Origin of the sequence: Azospirillum sp. A23, assembly GCF_042938965.1 — a bacterium.
Taxonomy (GTDB): Bacteria; Pseudomonadota; Alphaproteobacteria; order Azospirillales; family Azospirillaceae; genus Azospirillum; species Azospirillum melinis.
Map to the genome: position 1 here is coordinate 1821600 of NZ_CP170667.1, position 18562 is coordinate 1840161.

General features: G+C 67.5%; 15 protein-coding genes. 9 read left to right on the forward strand and 6 right to left on the reverse strand.

Going from position 1 to position 18562, the window contains the following annotated elements; translation table 11 throughout:
• The first annotated feature begins 71 nt into the window (after positions 1-71).
• From ABNQ40_RS25975 to ABNQ40_RS25985, 3 genes are all read left to right on the forward strand, one after another.
• Complete coding sequence (locus ABNQ40_RS25975) at positions 72-2246, forward strand: PAS domain S-box protein (RefSeq protein ID WP_109050606.1); 2175 nt, start codon at positions 72-74, stop codon at positions 2244-2246.
• Positions 2243-2839, forward strand: a complete 597-nt coding sequence (locus tag ABNQ40_RS25980; protein WP_109050605.1) for a response regulator transcription factor — start codon at positions 2243-2245, stop codon at positions 2837-2839. The genes ABNQ40_RS25975 and ABNQ40_RS25980 overlap by 4 nt, the downstream gene beginning before the upstream one ends.
• Positions 2840-3006: 167 nt before the next feature.
• Positions 3007-4680 (forward strand): ATP-binding protein, encoded by a 1674-nt coding sequence (locus tag ABNQ40_RS25985; RefSeq protein ID WP_391347779.1) that lies wholly within the window; start codon positions 3007-3009, stop codon positions 4678-4680.
• Between the two features lie 37 nt (positions 4681-4717).
• On the opposite strand, the gene ABNQ40_RS25990 is transcribed toward ABNQ40_RS25985, so the two are convergent.
• A complete protein-coding gene (locus ABNQ40_RS25990; RefSeq protein ID WP_109491025.1) occupies positions 4718-6025 on the reverse strand; it encodes a pentapeptide repeat-containing protein in 1308 nt (435 codons plus the stop codon).
• 558 nt (positions 6026-6583) lie between these two features.
• Between ABNQ40_RS25990 and ABNQ40_RS25995 the strand changes: the two genes are divergently transcribed.
• Entirely contained in the window at positions 6584-7219 is a 636-nt protein-coding gene (locus tag ABNQ40_RS25995) for a DUF882 domain-containing protein (protein ID WP_247879870.1), read from the forward strand.
• A gap of 306 nt (positions 7220-7525) precedes the next feature.
• Positions 7526-8290, forward strand: a complete 765-nt coding sequence (locus ABNQ40_RS26000; RefSeq protein WP_109050603.1) for a calcium-binding protein — start codon at positions 7526-7528, stop codon at positions 8288-8290.
• A gap of 67 nt (positions 8291-8357) precedes the next feature.
• Here ABNQ40_RS26000 and ABNQ40_RS26005 read toward each other — a convergent pair whose 3' ends face one another.
• The 4 genes from ABNQ40_RS26005 to ABNQ40_RS26020 all read right to left on the reverse strand — a co-directional run bounded on the left by ABNQ40_RS26005 (position 8358) and on the right by ABNQ40_RS26020 (position 11579).
• Positions 8358-8858, reverse strand: a complete 501-nt coding sequence (locus tag ABNQ40_RS26005) for a DUF934 domain-containing protein (RefSeq protein WP_109050602.1) — start codon at positions 8856-8858, stop codon at positions 8358-8360.
• Complete coding sequence (locus ABNQ40_RS26010) at positions 8845-10536, reverse strand: nitrite/sulfite reductase (protein WP_109491022.1); 1692 nt, start codon at positions 10534-10536, stop codon at positions 8845-8847. Before ABNQ40_RS26010 ends, ABNQ40_RS26005 begins: the two co-directional genes overlap by 14 nt.
• 57 nt (positions 10537-10593) lie before the next feature.
• Complete coding sequence (locus ABNQ40_RS26015; RefSeq protein ID WP_109491023.1) at positions 10594-10881, reverse strand: DUF2849 domain-containing protein; 288 nt, start codon at positions 10879-10881, stop codon at positions 10594-10596.
• A 140-nt stretch (positions 10882-11021) separates the two neighbouring features.
• Positions 11022-11579 carry a bifunctional precorrin-2 dehydrogenase/sirohydrochlorin ferrochelatase gene (locus tag ABNQ40_RS26020; protein WP_109050601.1) on the reverse strand — a complete coding sequence of 186 codons (558 nt, stop codon included), beginning with the start codon at positions 11577-11579 and terminating at the stop codon, positions 11022-11024.
• Positions 11580-11841: 262 nt separating this feature from the next.
• Here ABNQ40_RS26020 and ABNQ40_RS26025 point away from each other — a divergent pair, with 262 nt between their 5' ends.
• From ABNQ40_RS26025 to cysC, 3 genes are read left to right on the forward strand one after another with little or no spacing between them, the layout of a single operon-like run.
• Positions 11842-12546, forward strand: a complete 705-nt coding sequence (locus ABNQ40_RS26025) for a phosphoadenylyl-sulfate reductase (protein ID WP_109050600.1) — start codon at positions 11842-11844, stop codon at positions 12544-12546.
• Positions 12543-13340 carry a sulfate adenylyltransferase subunit CysD gene (gene cysD / locus ABNQ40_RS26030; RefSeq protein ID WP_098740286.1) on the forward strand — a complete coding sequence of 266 codons (798 nt, stop codon included), beginning with the start codon at positions 12543-12545 and terminating at the stop codon, positions 13338-13340. Before ABNQ40_RS26025 ends, cysD begins: the two co-directional genes overlap by 4 nt.
• A 1-nt stretch (position 13341) precedes the next feature.
• The gene (gene cysC / locus ABNQ40_RS26035; protein ID WP_109050599.1) at positions 13342-15210 is read left to right on the forward strand and encodes an adenylyl-sulfate kinase; all 1869 of its coding nucleotides are present in this window, start codon (positions 13342-13344) and stop codon (positions 15208-15210) included.
• A gap of 74 nt (positions 15211-15284) precedes the next feature.
• Here cysC and ABNQ40_RS26040 read toward each other — a convergent pair whose 3' ends face one another.
• The gene (locus ABNQ40_RS26040; RefSeq protein WP_109050598.1) at positions 15285-16514 is read right to left on the reverse strand and encodes an MFS transporter; all 1230 of its coding nucleotides are present in this window, start codon (positions 16512-16514) and stop codon (positions 15285-15287) included.
• A gap of 316 nt (positions 16515-16830) precedes the next feature.
• On the opposite strand from ABNQ40_RS26040, the gene ABNQ40_RS26045 reads away from it, so the two are divergent.
• Positions 16831-18453 carry an ABC-F family ATP-binding cassette domain-containing protein gene (locus ABNQ40_RS26045; RefSeq protein WP_109050597.1) on the forward strand — a complete coding sequence of 541 codons (1623 nt, stop codon included), beginning with the start codon at positions 16831-16833 and terminating at the stop codon, positions 18451-18453.
• Positions 18454-18562: the final 109 nt, after the last annotated feature.

The following is an 18562-nucleotide window of genomic DNA, read 5'->3' on the forward strand; positions in this document are numbered from 1 at the left end:
CGCAGAGTCGGCCTATTCCACTTTCGTACGGTCCCGCGATCCCCTGTCCCCACACTTTCGTGTCCACCCCGATGCCGAAGCCATCCCGCAAATCCAGTCCTGCCGCCCGTATCGGGCGGGCGGTGCCGCATGCCATGCCGGTGGTGGCGATGGCGCTGGTCGTGGTGCTGCTGGGCGCCTTCCTGTGGCTGTTGCAGCGCAACGAGCGGGAGGATGAGGCGCTGGCGCTGATCAAGGACGCGCTGTGGGTGGAGCAGAACCTGCACTTCCAGCTCGCGTCCGACGAGGACAAGCTGGAGAGGCTTGCGGAAACGCTGGGCCGGGTTGAGGTGGACCTGCGGCAGTTCGCCGCAATGGCCCGGCTGGTGGTGAACACCAATCCGGCGATCGAGCGGGTGCTGTGGCTCGATGCCCAGGGCCGCACCCTGCTGGCCGAGCCGCCGCTGCCGGGGAACGGCGGAACGGATGCACCTTCGGAGCCGGCCGGCGCGGAGGGGGTGGCCCGCGACGACGCGGTGCGGATCGCGCGGTCCTCCGGCCTGCGGGCCTATGGCGCGCCCTACCGGATCGACGCCACCGACCGCGGCTTCGACGCCGCCTTCCCGCTGTTCCGCGATGGCGCCTTCGCCGGCACGCTGGTCGGCGTCTTTTCCTTCGAGGCGATGCTGACCCACCATGTCCCCTGGTGGTTTGCCCAGCGCTACCAGCTGGAGGTGATCGACGCCACCGGCACGGTGCTGGGATCGAAGTCGCGCATGTCGGTGCCTGGCTCCATGGCAGGGCCGGCGCCCGACCCCGCGCGCAGCCACCTCATCCCGTTCGATCCGCCCGGCCATGGGATGGCCCTGGTCGCCACCGCCTACCCCACCGATTCCAACGTCACCCGCACCGTTCTGGTGGCGGCGATCTTCGCGCTGACCGGGTCGGCATTGTGGAGCCTGTGGTCGCTGCGCCGGCACATCGCCGGCCGCCTGCGCGCCGAGGAGGCGCTGCGCGAGGAACATGCCTTCCGCAAGGCGATGGAGGACAGCCTGACCGTGGGCATGCGCGCCCGCGACCTGGAGGGGCGCATCACCTACGTCAACCCGGCCTTCTGCCGGATGGTCGGGCTGGAAGCGGAAGATTTGATCGGGCGCGGCCCGCCGGCGCCCTATTGGCTGCCGGAGGAGATCGACCGGGCCGAGGCCGCCTTCCAGGACGTGCTGGCCGGCCGGGCGCCGGAAAGCGGGCTGGAGATGCGCTTCCAGCGCGCCGACGGCGAGCGGTTCGAGGCGTTGATCTACGAGGCGCCGCTGATCGACGCCAACGGGCGGCAGACCGGCTGGATGGGCTCCGTCCTCGACATCACCGAGCGCAAGCGCGCCGAGGAGCTGGCGCGCCAGCAGCAGGAGCGGCTGCAACAGACCTCCCGCCTGATCACCATGGGCGAAATGGCCTCCACCCTGGCGCATGAGCTGAACCAGCCGCTGTCGGCCATCGCCAGCTATTGCACCGGCTGCCTGAACCGGCTGCGCTCCGACCGCTGCGACACGCAGGAGGTGGCGGCGGCGCTGGAGAAGCTGGCCGCCCAGGCCAGGCGCGCCGGGCTGGTGGTCCGCCGCATCCACGACTTCGTGCGCAAGCGCGACCCCAGGGTCGCCCCCTGTTCGCTGGCCGAGGTGCTGGAGGATTGCGTCGGGCTGGCCGGCAGCGACGCCGCAAGGCTGGGCGTGCGGGTGGAGCTGGATGCCCCGGCCGACCTGCCGCCGGTCACCGGCGACCGCATCCTGCTGCAACAGGTGGTGCTGAACCTGATGCGCAACGGGATCGAGGCGATGGCCCGCACCCCGCGCGCCGACCGCCGCCTGACCGTCACCGTCCGCCAGACCGATTGCGATGGCGGCGGGGACGGCAAGGGCGGGGGCAAGGATGGCGCCCGCCTGCTGCTGACCGAGATCCGCGACCATGGCTGCGGCATCGCTCCCGACGTGGCCGACCGGCTGTTTTCCCCTTTCTTCACCACCAAGCGCGAAGGTATGGGCATGGGCCTGAACATCTGCCGGTCCATCGTAGAGCACCACCGCGGCCGGCTGTGGTTCGAGACGGTGGCGCCGGAGGAAGATGGAAACGGGGACGCAACGGGGGCCACCGCCGCCGGCACGCGCTTCCTGTTCACCCTGCCCGTCCATGCCCGCACGCCGGACCGGACAACCGGCCCGCATCCCGCCGGCCCCTATCCCGATCACACCGCCGAGGCTGCCGAATGACCACGCTCCACATCGTCGACGACGACGAGGCCATCCGCGACGCGCTCGGCTGGCTGTTCCAGTCGCGCAACGTCCCGGTGGCGGGCTGGCCGTCGGCCGAATCCTTCCTGGAGTCGTGGCGGCCGGACACCGCCGGCTGCCTTCTGCTGGACATCCGCATGGAGGGGATGAGCGGGCTGGAGCTGTTCGACCGGCTGCTGTCCAAGGGCTGCCGCATGCCGGTGATCTTCCTGACCGGCCACGGCGACGTGCCCATCGCGGTCGGCGCCCTGAAGAAGGGGGCCCGCGATTTCGTGGAGAAGCCCTTCAACGACAACGAGCTGGTCGACCGGGTGATCGACGCGCTGGCCTTCGACGCCGAACAGCGCGAGCGCGAAGCCGGTCAGGCCGGGCTGGCCGCCCGTCTCGCCACCCTGACCCAGCGCGAACGGCAGGTGATGGAGCTGGTCGTCGCCGGCCGCCTGAACAAGGTGATCGCCGACGAGCTGGGCATCAGCATGCGCACGGTGGAGGTCCACCGCAGCCATGTGTTCGAGAAGATGCGGGTGAAGACGGCGGTGGAGCTGACGCGGCTGCTGACGGGTGCGGCCTGATTGCTCCTCCCGATAAGGGAAAACCCAGGGGACGACGGAGGCGCCTGGAGTCCCCACCTGTCCCGTACTAGTCTGTTCGCACCACTCCGGTGGTCGTCCCCGACGGTCTGGAGCATCAACGGTTGAGGTTTCGCTTACCCAGTTCCATCCTCGCCATAGGTCTGGCCGTGACGGCACCGCTGCTGCTGTTCGGCGCCGTGATGGTCTGGCAGCTCGACGCCCGCGACCGGGCGGAGACGGAGGATGCGCTGCAATCGGTGGCGCAGTCGCTGTCGCTGGCTGTCGACCGTGAACTGGCGAGCCAGCTGCGGCCGCTGGAACTGCTGGCGTCGCTGCTCCAGCCCAATGCCGACGATCTGCGCACCTTGTATCAGGAAACCACCACCGCCACCCACAGCCAGCCCGGCTGGCTGGCGATGGGGATGGTCGACGCCGACACCGGCCGCTTCGTCTTCCACACCCATTACCCGCTGGGCGTCCAGCCGCTGCCGCCGCCCCGGCTGGACGAGATCACCCGCCATGTCATCGAAAGCCGCCGCGCGACCATCGGCGGCGTGCTGCCGCCCGGCGGACCGCCGGGCCGGCCGTCGCTGATCCTGCGGGCGCCGATCCTCCAGTTCGACCCGGACCGCCAGAACGACCGGGTGCGCTACATCCTCTCCCTGGCACTTGGGCTGGAAGGGCTGTCCAGCGCCCTGCGGACCCGCGACACCCCGCCGGAATGGACGGTCACCGTCATCGATCCGACCATGCTGATCGCCGCCCGCTCGCGCGATGCGGCGGCCTATCTGGGCCAGAAGGTCTACGCGTCGCTGGAGGCGCGGATCCGGACCGGCAGCAACCGCATGTTCGTCGGCCAGACCAAGGACGGGATCGAGGTCCACTCCGTCATCCACCGCTCATCCGAAACCGGCTGGGCGGTGGTGCTGGGCGTGCCGTCGACCATCGTGCAGCAGAAGCTGAACGCCACCCGCGTGACGGTGGTCGGCGGTGCTGCGGCGGCCTGCGCGGCGACGCTGATGCTGGCGCTGCTGGTGTCGCGCGCCTACCGCCGCCGCCGCAGTGCCGAGGAGGAGGTGCGGCGCGCCCGCGAGGCGGTGCTGATCGAGCAGCGCCGCCGGCTGCAATCGGAAAAGGACCATGCCGAGGCGGCGAACCGGGCCAAGAGCGATTTCCTGGCGAACATGAGCCACGAGCTGCGCACCCCGCTGAACGCGATCATCGGCTTCGCCGAGGCGCTGATGTCCGGCATCTTCGGCCCCTCCCCGCCCAAGCATGTCGAATATCTGACCGCCATTCACCAATCCGGCCGCCATCTGCTGGATCTGGTGAACGAGCTTCTGGACATGGCGAAGATCGAGGCCGGACGGCTGGAGCTGTTCCCCGCCTGCGTCGCGCTGGGCGAGTTGCTGGAGGATTGCCTGTCGCTGATGGAGGCGCTGGCCCTGCGCAAGGGGGTGGTGCTGACCAGCGGCGCCATCGCGTCCGATCTTCAGGTCACCGTGGATGGGGTCCGCATGCGGCAGGCGGTGCTGAACGTCCTGTCCAATGCCATCAAATTCACCCCGTCGGGCGGTGCGGTGCGGGTGGAGGCCAGGCCCGGGCCCGGCGGGACCGGTGCCGTCATCGTGATCGCCGACACCGGCGTCGGCATGAGCGCGGACGAGCTGGTGATCGCGATGGAGCCATTCCGTCAGGTCCACAATTATCTGACCAAGGCGGAGGCCGGCACCGGCCTGGGCCTGCCGCTGGCCCGCCGCTTCGTCGAGGCCCATGGCGGCACCCTAACCCTGGACAGCACGCCGGGCACCGGCACCACGGTGACGATCATCCTGCCGTAAGGCAGCGGGACGTTAAGGTGGGATGTGGAGTTCCGCCTTAACCCCGGCGGGGCGGACGGCCGGGGAGCGTGGCGCGCTGAAGCTTGGCGCCGGCCATATCGGCACCGTCCATGTCGGCGCTGTCGAGATTGGCGTCGGACAAGTTCGCCTGCACCAGGCAGGTACCGACCAGCAGGGCGCCGCGCATATCGGCTCCCATCAGGTTGGCGGCCCAGGAGCGGCCGGTGGGGCGGCCAGACGGATCCTTGATCGCCGCCGGCCCAAGCCGCACCCGCGTCAGGTCGGCGCCGGTCAGCACGGCGTAGCTGAGGTTGGCGCCCGACAGGTCGGCGCCCATCAGGTTGGCGCCCTCCAGATTGGCGCCGGACAGGTCGGTCATCATCAGCCGCGCGCCTGTCAGCGCCGCCGCCGACAGGTTGGCCCCCCGCAGCGAAGCGGCGCTGAGGTTGACGTTGCGCAGGTCGGCACGGCTGAGGTCGGCGCCGTCCAGATCGGCCCGCTGGCCGCGCTGGCCGAAGCTGTCGATCCAGCGCTCATGGTCGAAGATGGCGCGCTGGATTTCCGACCCCATGCTGTCGATGGGGCGGGTCATCTGCGCCGTGGCGATGCGGGTGGAGGACAGGTCGCAGTCGGCCATCCGCGTGCCGACCATGTCGGCCTTGTCGAAACGGGTGCCGTCCAGCGCCGCCCCCGACAGGTTGGCGCCGTTCAGCCGGGCGCCGGTCAGGTCCGCCCCGGTCAGCACCGCCCCAGACAGATCGGCGTTCTGCAACATGGCGCCGCTGAGGTCGGCGTCGGACAGGTTGGCGCCGCGCAGCACCGCCCCGGTGAGGTCGGTGGGAATGCCGCCCTCCGCCGTCATGCCGTTCTGGAGGCGGGCGAGTGCCGCCTTGTGGATCTGACGGGCGCTTTCGGCGTCCTGCGCATCGGGGCCGGTGCCGCGGCGGGCGGTGCCACCCGGTTCCAGCGTGCCGGCGCGCAGGTCGGCGCCCTTCAAATTGGCATTCGAGAAGTCGGCCGCGCGCAGCCGGGCGCCGCGCAGGTCGGTCTGCATCAGGTTGGCGCGGCTGATGTCGGCATCGCGCAGATCGACGCCGAACAGGTCGGCGCCTGCCAGATTGGTGCCGTTCAGCCGCCCGCGCGCCAGCCGCGCCCCGACCAGCCGGGCGCCGCGCAGGTCGCGCTGCGACAGGTCCACCCCTTCCAGATCGGCCATGGCGAGATTGGCGCGGGCGCCGCCCGGCTGGCCCTTGATCCAGCGGGCGTGCCGGTCCAGTACCTCGGCCAGTTGGTCGGGCCGAAAGAAGGAGACGGACTGAGCGGTCGGGGTGGTGGCGGTTGGCACGGACAACTCGACGCCGTGAAATGGTTACATCGCGACAATCATGCGGTTCATTCCTTACCGAAGGCTGAATGAATCCTCCTTTTGCGCACCCTCTTTCGGAGGATGCGGTTCGGCGGCCCGCCGGCATGGCGCATCGGCGGGAAAACGGGGATTCCGGCCGGGATGGATAGGAAAAACGGAAGCTTGGCCATAGCAACGGCCATAGGCCCCAACCTTCCACCGCCGTAACCTTACCGCGTCAGTCCCGAGTCGCGCACGTTACGGTTCTGTAATCGAACCGGTTGCGAACGGTTCGCGAACAGCCACGACTCGGCTTCGCGCCCCTGTTCCGGGCGAGGCCGCGGAATCCCTCGACTCCTCCAAAAAACAGCATCGGTTAAGCAATGGTTTCTTGACAGAAAAGGCCACGGGCATCCTAAAAGTGTCCCACCTTTCGGATAAACGCACCGCAGCACGCCTTGACCTTAGCCAGGGTGTGACTTTGGCCGTAACCGGGACGACGGGGTCCAGACGATGGATTCCGGCTGCCGGAGCGGAAAAACGGGATATGAAGGAAGAATGATGAAGGATGCGGACGCCCGGTCGATCACGACCGCACGCCCGAGCGTTGGCGAGAGCCACGCCACCGAACGCCGTCATCTTGATCGCCGCCATCTTCTGCGCGCCGGCCTCGGCCTGGCGGCGGTCGCCTCAGCCGGCGCGACCCTGCTCACCAGCGAGGAGGCGGAGGCTGCGGCGCTCCGCGCTCCGCCGCGGGTGTTGTCCCTGGTGAACCTGCACACCGGCGAGCGTATCAGCGCCGAATACTGGTCGCGGGGCAAGTATGTCCGCGACGCGATGCGGGCCCTGAACCGCGTGCTGCGCGACCACCACAACAATTCGGTCCATGCCATCGATCCGAAGCTGATCGATCTGGTCCACTCGTTGAGCCGCAAGATCAACCGCCGCGGCCCTATCGAGATCGTCTCGGGCTACCGCTCGCCGGAGACCAACGCGATGCTGCGGGAAGCCGACGGCAGCGGCGTGGCGCAGAACAGCTATCACATGCGCGGCATGGCAATCGACCTGCGGGTCCAGGGCCTGTCGACCCGCCAGCTCCAGCGCGCGGCGCTCAGCCTGCGCGGCGGCGGGGTCGGCTATTACCCGGACAGCAACTTCGTCCATGTCGACGTCGGGCCGCTCCGCCACTGGTGAGCGGCCGGACCGCGGACGCAGGGTCGTCCCCATCGCTTGAACGTTCGGTACGATGTGGCGCCAAGTCCAGACGGGCTTCGGCGCCACAGTCATTTTCGGGTCATTCCCTTTTCGCCCGGCCCATCGCGCCTGCCGTGGGAGTCCTCCCGGCGAATACCCCTTCCCGCAATTTTTTAACAAGGCCGGTTGCGACTTGTTACCACACCCTTTGGTAGATTTCTGTGATTTCTTTGGCTGTTAAATTGTCTATTATCCATTCGTCACAATTTTTGAAACGCTCTGTTTTGCAATTGGGGGGACAAGCATATGGGATACCTGTTTGGCGGACTCGGCGACGACACGCTGCTCGGAGATTATGGCGACGACACGCTGGATGGCGGCGACGGCAACGACACTCTGTTCGGCCGTGCGGGGAACGATGTCCTGGTCGGCGGAGCAGGCAACGACACTCTGTACGGCGGTGACGGGGATGATGTCCTGATCGGCGGGGCCGGCGACAACGTCCTGTTCGGCGAGGACGGCAACGACAGTTTCTATATCGATACCCCGACCGCGGCCCGTCTTTTTGGCGGCGATGGCGATGACACGGTCATTGTCCGCTATGCCGGGGGCGTCGATCTGAATATCTCCAATTCGATCGAGCATGTCATCGGCGGGGTCGGCAATGACACCGTGACGGCGGCCAGTTCCTACTCGGCAGTGACAATGGCCGGCGAGGACGGCAACGATGTGCTGACCGGCGGTTCCGGCAACGACACGCTGTCCGGTGGGACCGGTGACGACAGGCTGCGGGGCGGCGGCGGTGACGACGTGCTGCAAGGCGGGGCCGGCGCCGACCTGTTCGATTTCTCGGTCAGCTTCGGCGGCAGCGGCGGCAACGACGTCGTGGGCGATTTCAACGCCGCGGAGGGCGACAGGATCGGACTGCTCACGTACCAGAGCTACACGGTGAGCGCCAACGCGCAGGGCGAGGCTGTTCTCAACATTTCCGGCTTTGGCAACGCATCGACGGTTACCCTCTCCGGAGTGATGGCACAGGACGTGTCGAGTTCCTGGTTCACCACCATCTGAAAACAGGAAGGCGCCGTCCCGGCAGGGACGGCGCCTTTTCCATCGGTTCTGGGCGGATGAAAACGCCCTACCCCACCTTCAGCTTGCGGCGCAGCAGCGACAGCGGTGCGGTGTCGTCCAGGCTGGGCTGGAAGGCGATGGTGACCTCCGTCAGCGCGTTCGCCCAGCTTTCCGGATTGGTGCCTTCCGGCGCCTCGACCGAGGTGAAGCCGGTGCGGACCAGGAACAGATACTGGTCGGGAATGACATGGCCGACCGCGCGGATCTCGCCGGTGTAGCCGTAGCGCTCCCGCAGCTCGCGCGCGGTGGAGAAGCCGCGGCCGTCGCGGAACTTCGGGAACTCCAGCGCCACCAAGGAGAAGCGGTCGAGGTCGGCGGCGATGGATCCTGCCAGCGTGCCGCTCTTCAGCCGCACGCCCAGCCGGGCATTGCGGCCCTCGAAGCTGTCACGCTCCGCCTGCCAGCGCTCGAAGCTGATGATGACCGGGCGGTCGTTGGGGACCGGCTCGCCATCGGGGATGAAGCTCCAGGCATCCTCGCCGATGCGCCCATTCTCAATCAGCGGCATAGATTCTCTCCTTGAACGGGGCATGGCCGACGCGGCGGAGCGTGTCGATGAAACGCTCGCCCTCGCCCGTGCGGTTGGCGAGATAGACGTCGACGATGGCCTCGATGGCGTCCACCGCCTCGGTCTCGGTCACCGCCGGGCCGAGGATGTCGCCGATCTCCGTGGTCAGCGTCGGGTCGCCGCCGACGGTGATCTGGTAATATTCGGTGCCCTTCTTGTCGACGCCGAGGATGCCGATGGCGCCGACATGGTGATGGCCGCAGGCGTTGATGCAGCCGCTGATCTTGATCCCCAGCTCACCGATGGTGCGCTGGCGGACCGGATCGGCGAAGCGGGCGGAGATCGCCTGGGCCAGCGGGATCGCGCGGGCATTGGCCAGCGCGCAGTAGTCCAGACCAGGGCAGGCGATGATGTCGCCGATCAGCCCGGCATTGGCACTGCCGAGGCCGGCGGCGTCGAGCTGCTTCCACAAATCGTACAGCTCGTCCTTCTTGACGTGCGCCAGGACGAGGTTCTGGACGTGGGTGACGCGCAGCTCGCCGAAGCTGTGCCGCTCGGCCAGATCGGCGACGAGGTCCATCTGGTCGCAGGTGGCATCGCCGGGGATGCCGCCGGCCGGCTTCAACGAGATGGTGGCGATGGCATAGCCCGGCGCCTTGTGCTCCGCGACATTCACCTCAAGCCAGTTGGCGAAGGCCGGATCGGACGCCTTGGCGCGCTCCAGCGCTTCGGAATGGTCGGGCAGCTCCTCGAAGGGCGGCGGGGCGAAATGCTGGCGGACCCCCTCGACGATCTCCGGGTCCAGGCGGTACTTCGGCCCGCGCAGCCGCGCGAACTCCTCCTCGACCTCCTGGGTGAACTTCTCCAGCCCCAACTCGTGCACCAGGATCTTGATGCGCGCCTTGTAGATGTTGTCGCGGCGTCCGTACTGGTTGTAGACGCGCAGGATGGCTTCGAGATAGGCGACGAAGTCCTCCTCGGCCACCCACTCGCGCACCAGCTTGCCGACGAAGGGCGAGCGGCCGAGACCGCCGCCGACATAGAAGGAGAAGCCGGCCTCGCCCTTGTCGTTGCGCCGCGCCAGCAGGCCGACGTCGTGGATGCGCACCGCGGCGCGGTCGCTCTCGGCGCCGGAGATGGCGATCTTGAACTTGCGCGGCAGATAGGTGAACTCGGGGTGCATCGTCGTCCACTGCCGCAGGATCTCGGCATAGACTCGGCCGTCCACCACCTCATCCTTGGCGGCGCCGACGAAGGGGTCGGTGGTGACGTTGCGCACGCAGTTGCCGCTGGTCTGCAGCGCGTGCATGTCGACCTCGGCCAGCTCATGCAGGATGGCCGGGGTGTCCTCCAGCTTGATCCAGTTGTATTGCAGGTTCTGGCGGGTGGTGAAATGGCCGTAGCCGCGGTCGTACCGGCGCCCGATCTCCGCCAGCTTGCGCAGCTGGGTGGCCGACATCACGCCATAGGGCACGGCGATGCGCAGCATGTAGGCGTGAAGCTGGAGATAGAGGCCGTTCATCAGCCGGACCGGCTTGAACTCCTCCTCCGTCAGCTCGCCGGACAGCCGGCGCTCGACCTGTTTGCGGAACTGCTCGACGCGCTCGGCGACGAACTGCCGGTCGATCTCGTCATAGTGATAGATGCCGGCACGGGCGCCGGGCGCGATGTGGTTCATGTCGATCAACCCTCAGAGCCGCCGGAACGGCCGACGTTCATTCACTCGAACAGCCACTCAGGCGGCCTGCTTGCCCAGATCCAGACGGACGGTCGGGCCGGCGGTGCGGATGCGCTCGCGCATCGTCGCCGGGACCGGGACGCCGTCCTCCTCCACCACCTCGAAGGCGTAGATGTCGACGCCGAACTGCTCGCGCTCCGCCGTCGCCTTGGCGTCGGCCAGCACGGCATCCGCCTCGGAGCGCTGAAACAGCGCAGCCTCGGCGAAGGACTCGACCCACCGGCCGCCCTCGCCCAGGAACACGACTTCCCCGTCGCGCAGGCGGTTGGCGGTGATGGCTTTCATCGATCCTTCCTTCGATCGATCCTTGGCCGACATCTGGCTCTCCTGGCTGGTCGTTCTTGAACGCGTTTGGTGTCTTAACCCGAACCGACGGCGGTTCGGCAGTGAATTCGCCACAGATGGGTTTCGCGGAAGGCGGGCCGTTACGGCAGCCACTTCTCCCGGTCGATCAGGTCGCGGCTTTCGCGGGCGACCTCGGACATCGACGCGCCCTCCGCCCGGCGGCGGTTGCGAAGCTCGGCGATGGTGCGCAGCCGCTCCGCCCAGTCCTCCGGGAACAGGGCCTCCAGCCGCTGGCGCAGCAGGCTGGCGAGCGTCGGGCTGCGGCCGCCGGTGGAGACCGTCATCACCAGATCGCCACGCCGCACCACGGAGGGCGAATGGAAATCGCACAAGGGAATGACGTCCTCGACATTCACCAGCACCCGTCGCTGCCGCGCCAGTTCCGCCAGCGCCGTCTCGGTCTCCGCCCCCAGCCCCATCACATACAGCACGCCGACCCTGTCGAGATCGGATCCCTCCGGCAGAGCCCGCACCAGACGGTCGCCGGCGAGAGCCGCCAATTCCCCATCCGGCTCCGGTGAAAAGACCAGCGGATCCGCCCCGCCCTCGCGAAGCTGCGTCAGACGGCGCACCGCGAGCGGGCCGTTGCCGGCGAGCGCAATCGTCACCCGCGCCGGATCGAGCGCCAGCGGAATCATGCCCACCCCACCGAAACGGGCGAAATCGGGCTGGCGACTGCGGCGCCTATGACCGGGATCCTGTGCATGGCGGTATTTAGCCCGGCTGCCGCACGACAATCAACATATTTCACACAACGATTTGCAGCGCAGCACAAACCTATTAAACAAGTAGAGAATGTATTTACGTTGCGCGGGTTTTCCGCCGGTGTTAATGTGCAAACACAGTCATTAAACCTACATATTCAGTAGACTTAAAGGCCACCGCGAAAGGCAGCCGACGATGGACGCGGAAACACGGGTGAAGCATCTGACCGACAGCTACGGCACGCTGGAAGGCGCGCCGCTGCTGGCCGCCATGCATGAGCTGTTCGGCGGGCGGATCGCGTTGATGTCGTCCTTCGGGGCCGAATCCGCGGTGCTGCTGGCGCTCGCCGCCGAAGCGACGCCGGATTTCCCGGTTCTGTTTGTGAATACCGGCAAGCTGTTCGGCGAGACCCTGCGCTACCGCGACGAGCTGGTGAAGCGGCTGGGCCTCAGGGATGTGCGGGAGATCGGGCCGACCGCCGACGACCTCGCCGCCGGCGACAAGGACGGCATGCTGTTCACCCGCGACTACGACGCCTGCTGCCATCTGCGCAAGACGGTGCCGCTGGACCGCGCGCTGGCCACCGCCGGGCTGGAGGCCTGGGTGACGGGACGCAAGCGCTTCCAGTCCTCGACCCGCGCCGCCCTGCCCCTGTTCGAGGCGGAGGGCGGCCGCGTGAAGGTCAACCCGCTAGCCAACTGGGACAAGGCCCGGCTGGAGGAAGAGTTCACCCGGCGCGACCTGCCGCGCCACCCGCTGGAAGCCGACGGGTACCTGTCCATCGGCTGTTACACCTGCACCGAGCGAGTGGCGCCCGGTGCCGACCCGCGTTCCGGCCGCTGGGCCGGCAGCGCCAAGACCGAATGCGGCATACACACCATGATTGGAACCGCCCGATGAGCGCCGATCTCGACCAGCTCGAAAACCAGAGCATCTATATTCTGCGCGAAGCCTACAACCGCATCGACAAGCTGGCGATGCTCTGGTCGATCGGCAAGGACAGCAACGCGCTGCTGTGGCTCTGCCGCAAGGCGTTCTTCGGCCGCATTCCCTTCCCCGTCGTGCAGCTCGACACCGCCATGGAGCTGCCGGAGGTCTACGAGTTCCGCGACCGCATCACCAAGGAATGGGACCTCGACCTCAAGGTGGAGCAGTGCCCGCCCGAGGAGGAGATGGACCAGACCCTGCCGCCGCTGACCCGTGCCGCCGCGCGCAAGACGGAAGGTCTGAAGAACCTTCTGCGCGACCATGCGTACCAGGGGGTGATGGTCGGCATCCGCCGCGACGAGCAGGCGACCCGCGCCAAGGAACGCGTGTTCTCGCCGCGCTCGCTGGAAGGCGACTGGGACGTGAAGGACCAGCCGGCGGAGTTCTGGGACCATTACAAGACGCGCTTCCCCGAAGGCGTCCATGTCCGCATCCACCCGCTGCTGGCCTGGACCGAACTGGACATCTGGCGCTATTCGCAGCGCGAGGGGATTCCCATCGTCCCGCTGTACTTCGCCCGCGACGGCAAGCGTTACCGCTCGCTGGGTGAGAAGAACATCACCTTCCCGGTCGACAGCACCGCGTCCACCATCGACGAGATCATCGCCGAGCTTCAGGTGACCCGCGTGCCGGAACGCGCCGGCCGGGCGATGGACAACGAATCCGAAGACAGCTTCGAACGCCTGCGCAGCGTGGGGTACATGTAAGATGCCGCATTCTCAACTCCGCATCGTCATCGTCGGCCATGTCGACCATGGCAAGTCCACGCTGATCGGCCGCCTGCTGAACGACACCGGCAGCCTGCCGGACGGCAAGGTCGAGCAGGTCCGCGAGATGAGCCGCAAGCGCGGCATGCCGTTCGAGTGGGCCTTCGTGATGGACGCGCTCCAGGCCGAGCGCGACCAGGGCATCACCATCGACACCACGCAGATCCACTTCAAGACGAAGCAGCGCCCCTACGTCATCATCGACGCGCCGGGCCACACCGAGTTCCTGAAGAACATGGTGACCGGCGCCTCCCAGGCCGACGCCGCGCTGCTGGTGATCGACGCCGACGAGGGCGCGCTGGAACAGTCGCGCCGCCACGCCTTCCTGCTGCATCTGCTGGGCGTGCGTCAGGTCGCGGTCGTCGTCAACAAGATGGACAAGGTCGAGTTCTCCAGCCGCCGCTATGAGGTGGTGGCGCAGGAGATCAAGGACTATCTGGCCGAGCTGGGCCTCCAACCCAAGGCGGTGATCCCGGTCTCCGCCCGCAACGGCGACAACATCGTCACCCGCAGCGAGCAGGCCGACTGGTATCTCGGCCCCACGGTGATCGAGCAGCTCGACGCCTTCCGTCCGCAGCAGACCTCGCCCGACCAGCCGCTGCGTTTCCCGCTCCAAGACGTCTACAAGCCGGACGACCGCCGCATCCTGGCCGGCCGCATCGAGAGCGGGCGCCTGCGCGTAGGCGACACGCTGCACTTCTCGCCGACGGGCGCCAGCGCCAAGGTGGTCAGCATCGAGGCGTGGAACCATCCGGAAACGGTGCTGTCGGCCCAGGCCGGGCAGAGCATCGGCATCACGCTGGACAAGCGCATCTTCGCCGAGCGCGGCCACATCGCCCACCACCAGTCCGACGCCCCGACCCTGGCCCACCGGCTGAGCGTTCGGCTGTTCTGGCTGGTGTCGGACCCGCTGGTGGTCGGCAAGACCTACACGCTGAAGATCGCCACCGGAGAGCACCGGGTGACGGTGGAGCAGGTGACGGCGGTCATCAATGTCGAGGATCTGTCCAGCACCCCCGGCAAGGCGGTCCGCCGCAACGAGGTGGCGGAGGTCGTCCTGCGCTCCCGCTCGCCCATCGCGCTCGATCTGGCGTCGGACCTGCCGCGCACCGGCCGCGGCGCGCTGATCGACGGCAACGACGTGGTCGGCGGCTGCCTGGTGGTGGAGATCGAGGACGCCTCGGCGGCCAACATCACCGAGGTGTCGCACACCGTCTCGCTGGAGGAGCGCGCCCAGGCCAACGGCCACAAGGGCGGCATCGTCTGGCTGACCGGCCTGTCGGGTGCCGGCAAATCGACGCTGGCGATGGCGCTGGAACGCGCGCTGTTCGACCGCGGCTGGCAGACCTTCGTGCTGGACGGCGACAATGTCCGCAACGGCCTGAACGCCGGGCTGGGCTTCTCGTCGGATGACCGGGCGGAGAACATCCGCCGGGTGGCCGAGACGGCGAAGCTGTTCGCCGATGCCGGCATGGTGGTGATCGCCTCGCTGATCTCGCCGCTGAAGGCCGACCGGGCGCGGGCACGGGTGATCGGCGGCGAGCGCTTCCACGAGGTGCATGTCGCCGCCGACCTCGCCACCTGCGAGGAGCGCGACCCGAAGGGCCTCTACAAGAAGGCGCGGGCCGGCGAGATCGCCGAGTTCACCGGCATCTCGGCCCCCTACGAGGCGCCGGACCAGCCCGAACTGGTGATCGACACCGACGCGCTGAGCCGCAGCGAGGCGCTGGCCCAGTTGCTGGACTATGTCGACGAGACCTTGGGCAAGAACAGCCTGAAGTCGGAGAAAGAGCTGACCTATGTGATCTGAGGGCGTGATCTGAGGGTCGGCTTTATATGAGGTGAAGCGTCGGGCGCGGGGGAAAGACCGCGCCCGACGTGTTTTCAGACCGCCGTCCTTTCGCTGCGACACATCGCCGTCACGATCAGCGCCACGGTCGCCAGCGCCAGCGGGACGAAGGAGATGCGCAGCACGGCATCCCAGCCGTAGCTGGTCAACAGGCTACCGGAGGCAAAGGAACCGAAGGCCATGGTGCCGAAGACGAGGAAGTCGTTCAGCGACTGCACCCGTGTCTTTTCCTCCGGCCGGTGGCAGTCCAGCACAAGGGCGGAGGCGCCGAGGAAGCCGAAGTTCCACCCCATCCCCAGAAGGATCAGGCTAACCCAGAAATGGGTGACGTCCTGCCCGGCCAGCCCGGCAGCGGAAGCAGCGGCGATCAGCGTCAGCCCGATGGCGACGATGCGCGGAGCACCGAAGCGGGTTATCAGCCGCCCTGTGAAGAAGCTGGGGGCGTACATGGCGATGACGTGCCATTGCAGACCCAGATTGGCCGACTCTTGCGGCAGGCCGCACAACCGCATCGCCAGTGGGGCGGCGGTCATCAGGAAGTTCATCAGCAGGTAAGACACCACGCCGCAGATCACCGCGGTGATGAAGCGGGGCTGGCGTAGAATGGCTCCCAGCGGCCGGCCGCCGGCGACCTCCGCTGCGGTTGGCTTGGGAAGACGGACGCCCATCAGAACGAGCGCCGACAGCACAGCGGCGGCGGCCTGCGCGATGTACGTCGCGGCGAAAAGGTGAGGCAGCCACAGATTCATGGTGTGGGTAACCAGCTGCGGGCCGACGATGCCGGCGACCACGCCTCCCGCCATCACCGCCGACATGGCGCGCGGCCGGCGCTCTGCCGAGGTGCAGTCGGCGGCAGCGAAGCGGAAGGACAGCACCACGGCGGCATAGGCTCCAACGGGGATCATCGCCGCGCAGAACAGCCAGAACGACCCGAGCAGGATGGCGAGCGAGGACAGCAAACCCACAAGGACGCCGCATCCGGTCCCGCCCAGGAATGCCGTACGTCGGCCGAAACGCCGGGCGATGCTGCCGGCCGGCAGGGTGCAGATCGCCATGCCAACCACGAAGATGGAGATCGGCAGGGTCGCCAGCGCCGGGCTGGGGGCCAACGTGTTGCCGACGATGGCGCCGGTTGCATAGACGACCACCGCATTGGCGCCGGCAAGCGCCTGCGCGATGACCAGCCGGGCGATGTTGCCAAACTCATTTGCCCGGGGGACCTGTGACGCAGGCTCGATCCGGGCGGTGGCTTCGGCTTGCGACATGGGGCTCCTCGGACGGCGCGGCGGCGGGTGGCGCCGACGGGTCGGCCGCCCCAGGATTAGCGGCGCGGCGGCATCAACAGAAATGGTTTGTCCGCATGGTTCAAATGATCGGATGACATGAATGCTGGAGTTGCGGAAGTTTCGCGATCCAGTGGGGAGGAGGTGTTGGCGGACCACCCCGTCGGCTTCCTGGCATCGAGAAGGGAAGCTGGATGGAGGCGAAGCGACTCTGGACTCTGCCACGGCGCACATCCTGTGGCATAAGGGGCCGCCTTCACGCTTTTCGCGCATCACGCCTTAAGGACCCCTGCCGCCCATGATCCGCTTCGATAACGTCAGCAAGCAGAACGGCCACCGCATCCTGTTCCTGGAGGCCTCCGCGGCGCTCAACCGGGGCGAAAAGATCGGGCTGGTCGGTCCGAATGGTGCCGGCAAGACCACCCTGTTCCGCATGATCACCGGCGAGGAGCAGCCGGACGGCGGTCAGGTGGCGATCGAGAAGCAGGTCAGCATCGGCTATTTCAACCAGGATGTCGGCGAGATGTCCGGCCGCAGCGCGGTGGCGGAGGTGATGGACGGCGCCGGGCCGGTCAGCGTCGTCGCCGCCGAACTGGCGGAGCTGGAAGCTGCCATGGCCGACCCTGACCGTGCCGACGAGATGGATGCCATCATCGAACGCTACGGCGAGGTCCAGGCCCGCTTCGACGAGTTGGGCGGCTACGAGCTGGAGGGCAAGGCGCGCGAGGTGCTGGCGGGCCTCAGCTTCAGCCAGGAGATGATGGACGGCGACGTCGGCGGGCTGTCGGGCGGCTGGAAGATGCGCGTGGCGCTGGCCCGCATCCTGCTGATGCGCCCCGACGCCATGCTGCTCGACGAGCCGAGCAACCATCTGGACATCGAAAGCCTGATCTGGCTGGAAGGTTTCCTGAAGGGCTACGAGGGCGCGCTGCTGATGACCTCGCACGACCGCGAGTTCATGAACCGCATCGTCACCAAGATCATCGAGATCGATGGCGGAACGCTGACCAGCTATTCCGGCGACTACGGCTTCTACGAGAAGCAGCGGGCGCTGAAGGAGAAGCAGCAGGAGGCGCAGTTCGAACGCCAGCAGGCGATGCTGGCGAAGGAGCTGAAGTTCATCGAGCGCTTCAAGGCCCGCGCCTCGCACGCCTCCCAGGTGCAGAGCCGGGTGAAGAAGCTGGACAAGATCGAACGCTTCGAGCCGCCCAAGCGCCGCCAGGTCGTGACCTTCGATTTCCCGCCGGCCCCGCGCTCCGGCGACGACGTGGCAGTGCTGAAGAACGTCCACAAGGGCTATGGCAGCCGGTCCATCTATGAAGGACTGGACCTGACCATCCGCCGCAAGGAGCGCTGGTGCGTGATGGGCGTCAACGGCGCCGGCAAATCGACCCTGCTGAAGCTGATCGCCGGGACGACCGACCCCGACAGCGGCACCGTCACCGTCGGCGGCAGCGTCAAGATGGGTTATTTCTCCCAGCACGCGATGGAGCTGCTGGACGGCGACCAGACCATCTTCGAGGCGCTGGAGGCGCATTTCCCGCAGGCCAGCCAGGGCTCGCTGCGGGCGCTGGCCGGCTGTTTCGGCTTTTCCGGCGACGATGTGGAGAAGCGGTGCCGCGTGCTGTCGGGCGGCGAGAAGGCCCGGCTGGTGATGGCGATCATGCTGTTCAACCCGCCTAACTTCCTGGTGCTGGACGAGCCGACCAACCACCTGGACCTCGACACCAAGCAGATGCTGATCCAGGCGCTGGCGGCCTATGAGGGCACCATGCTGTTCGTGTCGCACGACCGTCATTTCCTGGCAGCCCTCTCCAACCGCGTGCTGGAGCTGACGCCGGAGGGCATCCACCAGTATGGCGGCGGCTACACCGAGTATGTCGAGCGCACCGGCCAGGAGGCGCCGGGGCTGCACAGCTGATCTCCTGCCCCTCCCATCACTCCAAGTGAACGCCCCCTTCAGAACAAGTCATTGGTCGTGAAGTCCGCCGGGGCGTAGCATCGCCCACGTTGTCGAGACAGCGGAGGCG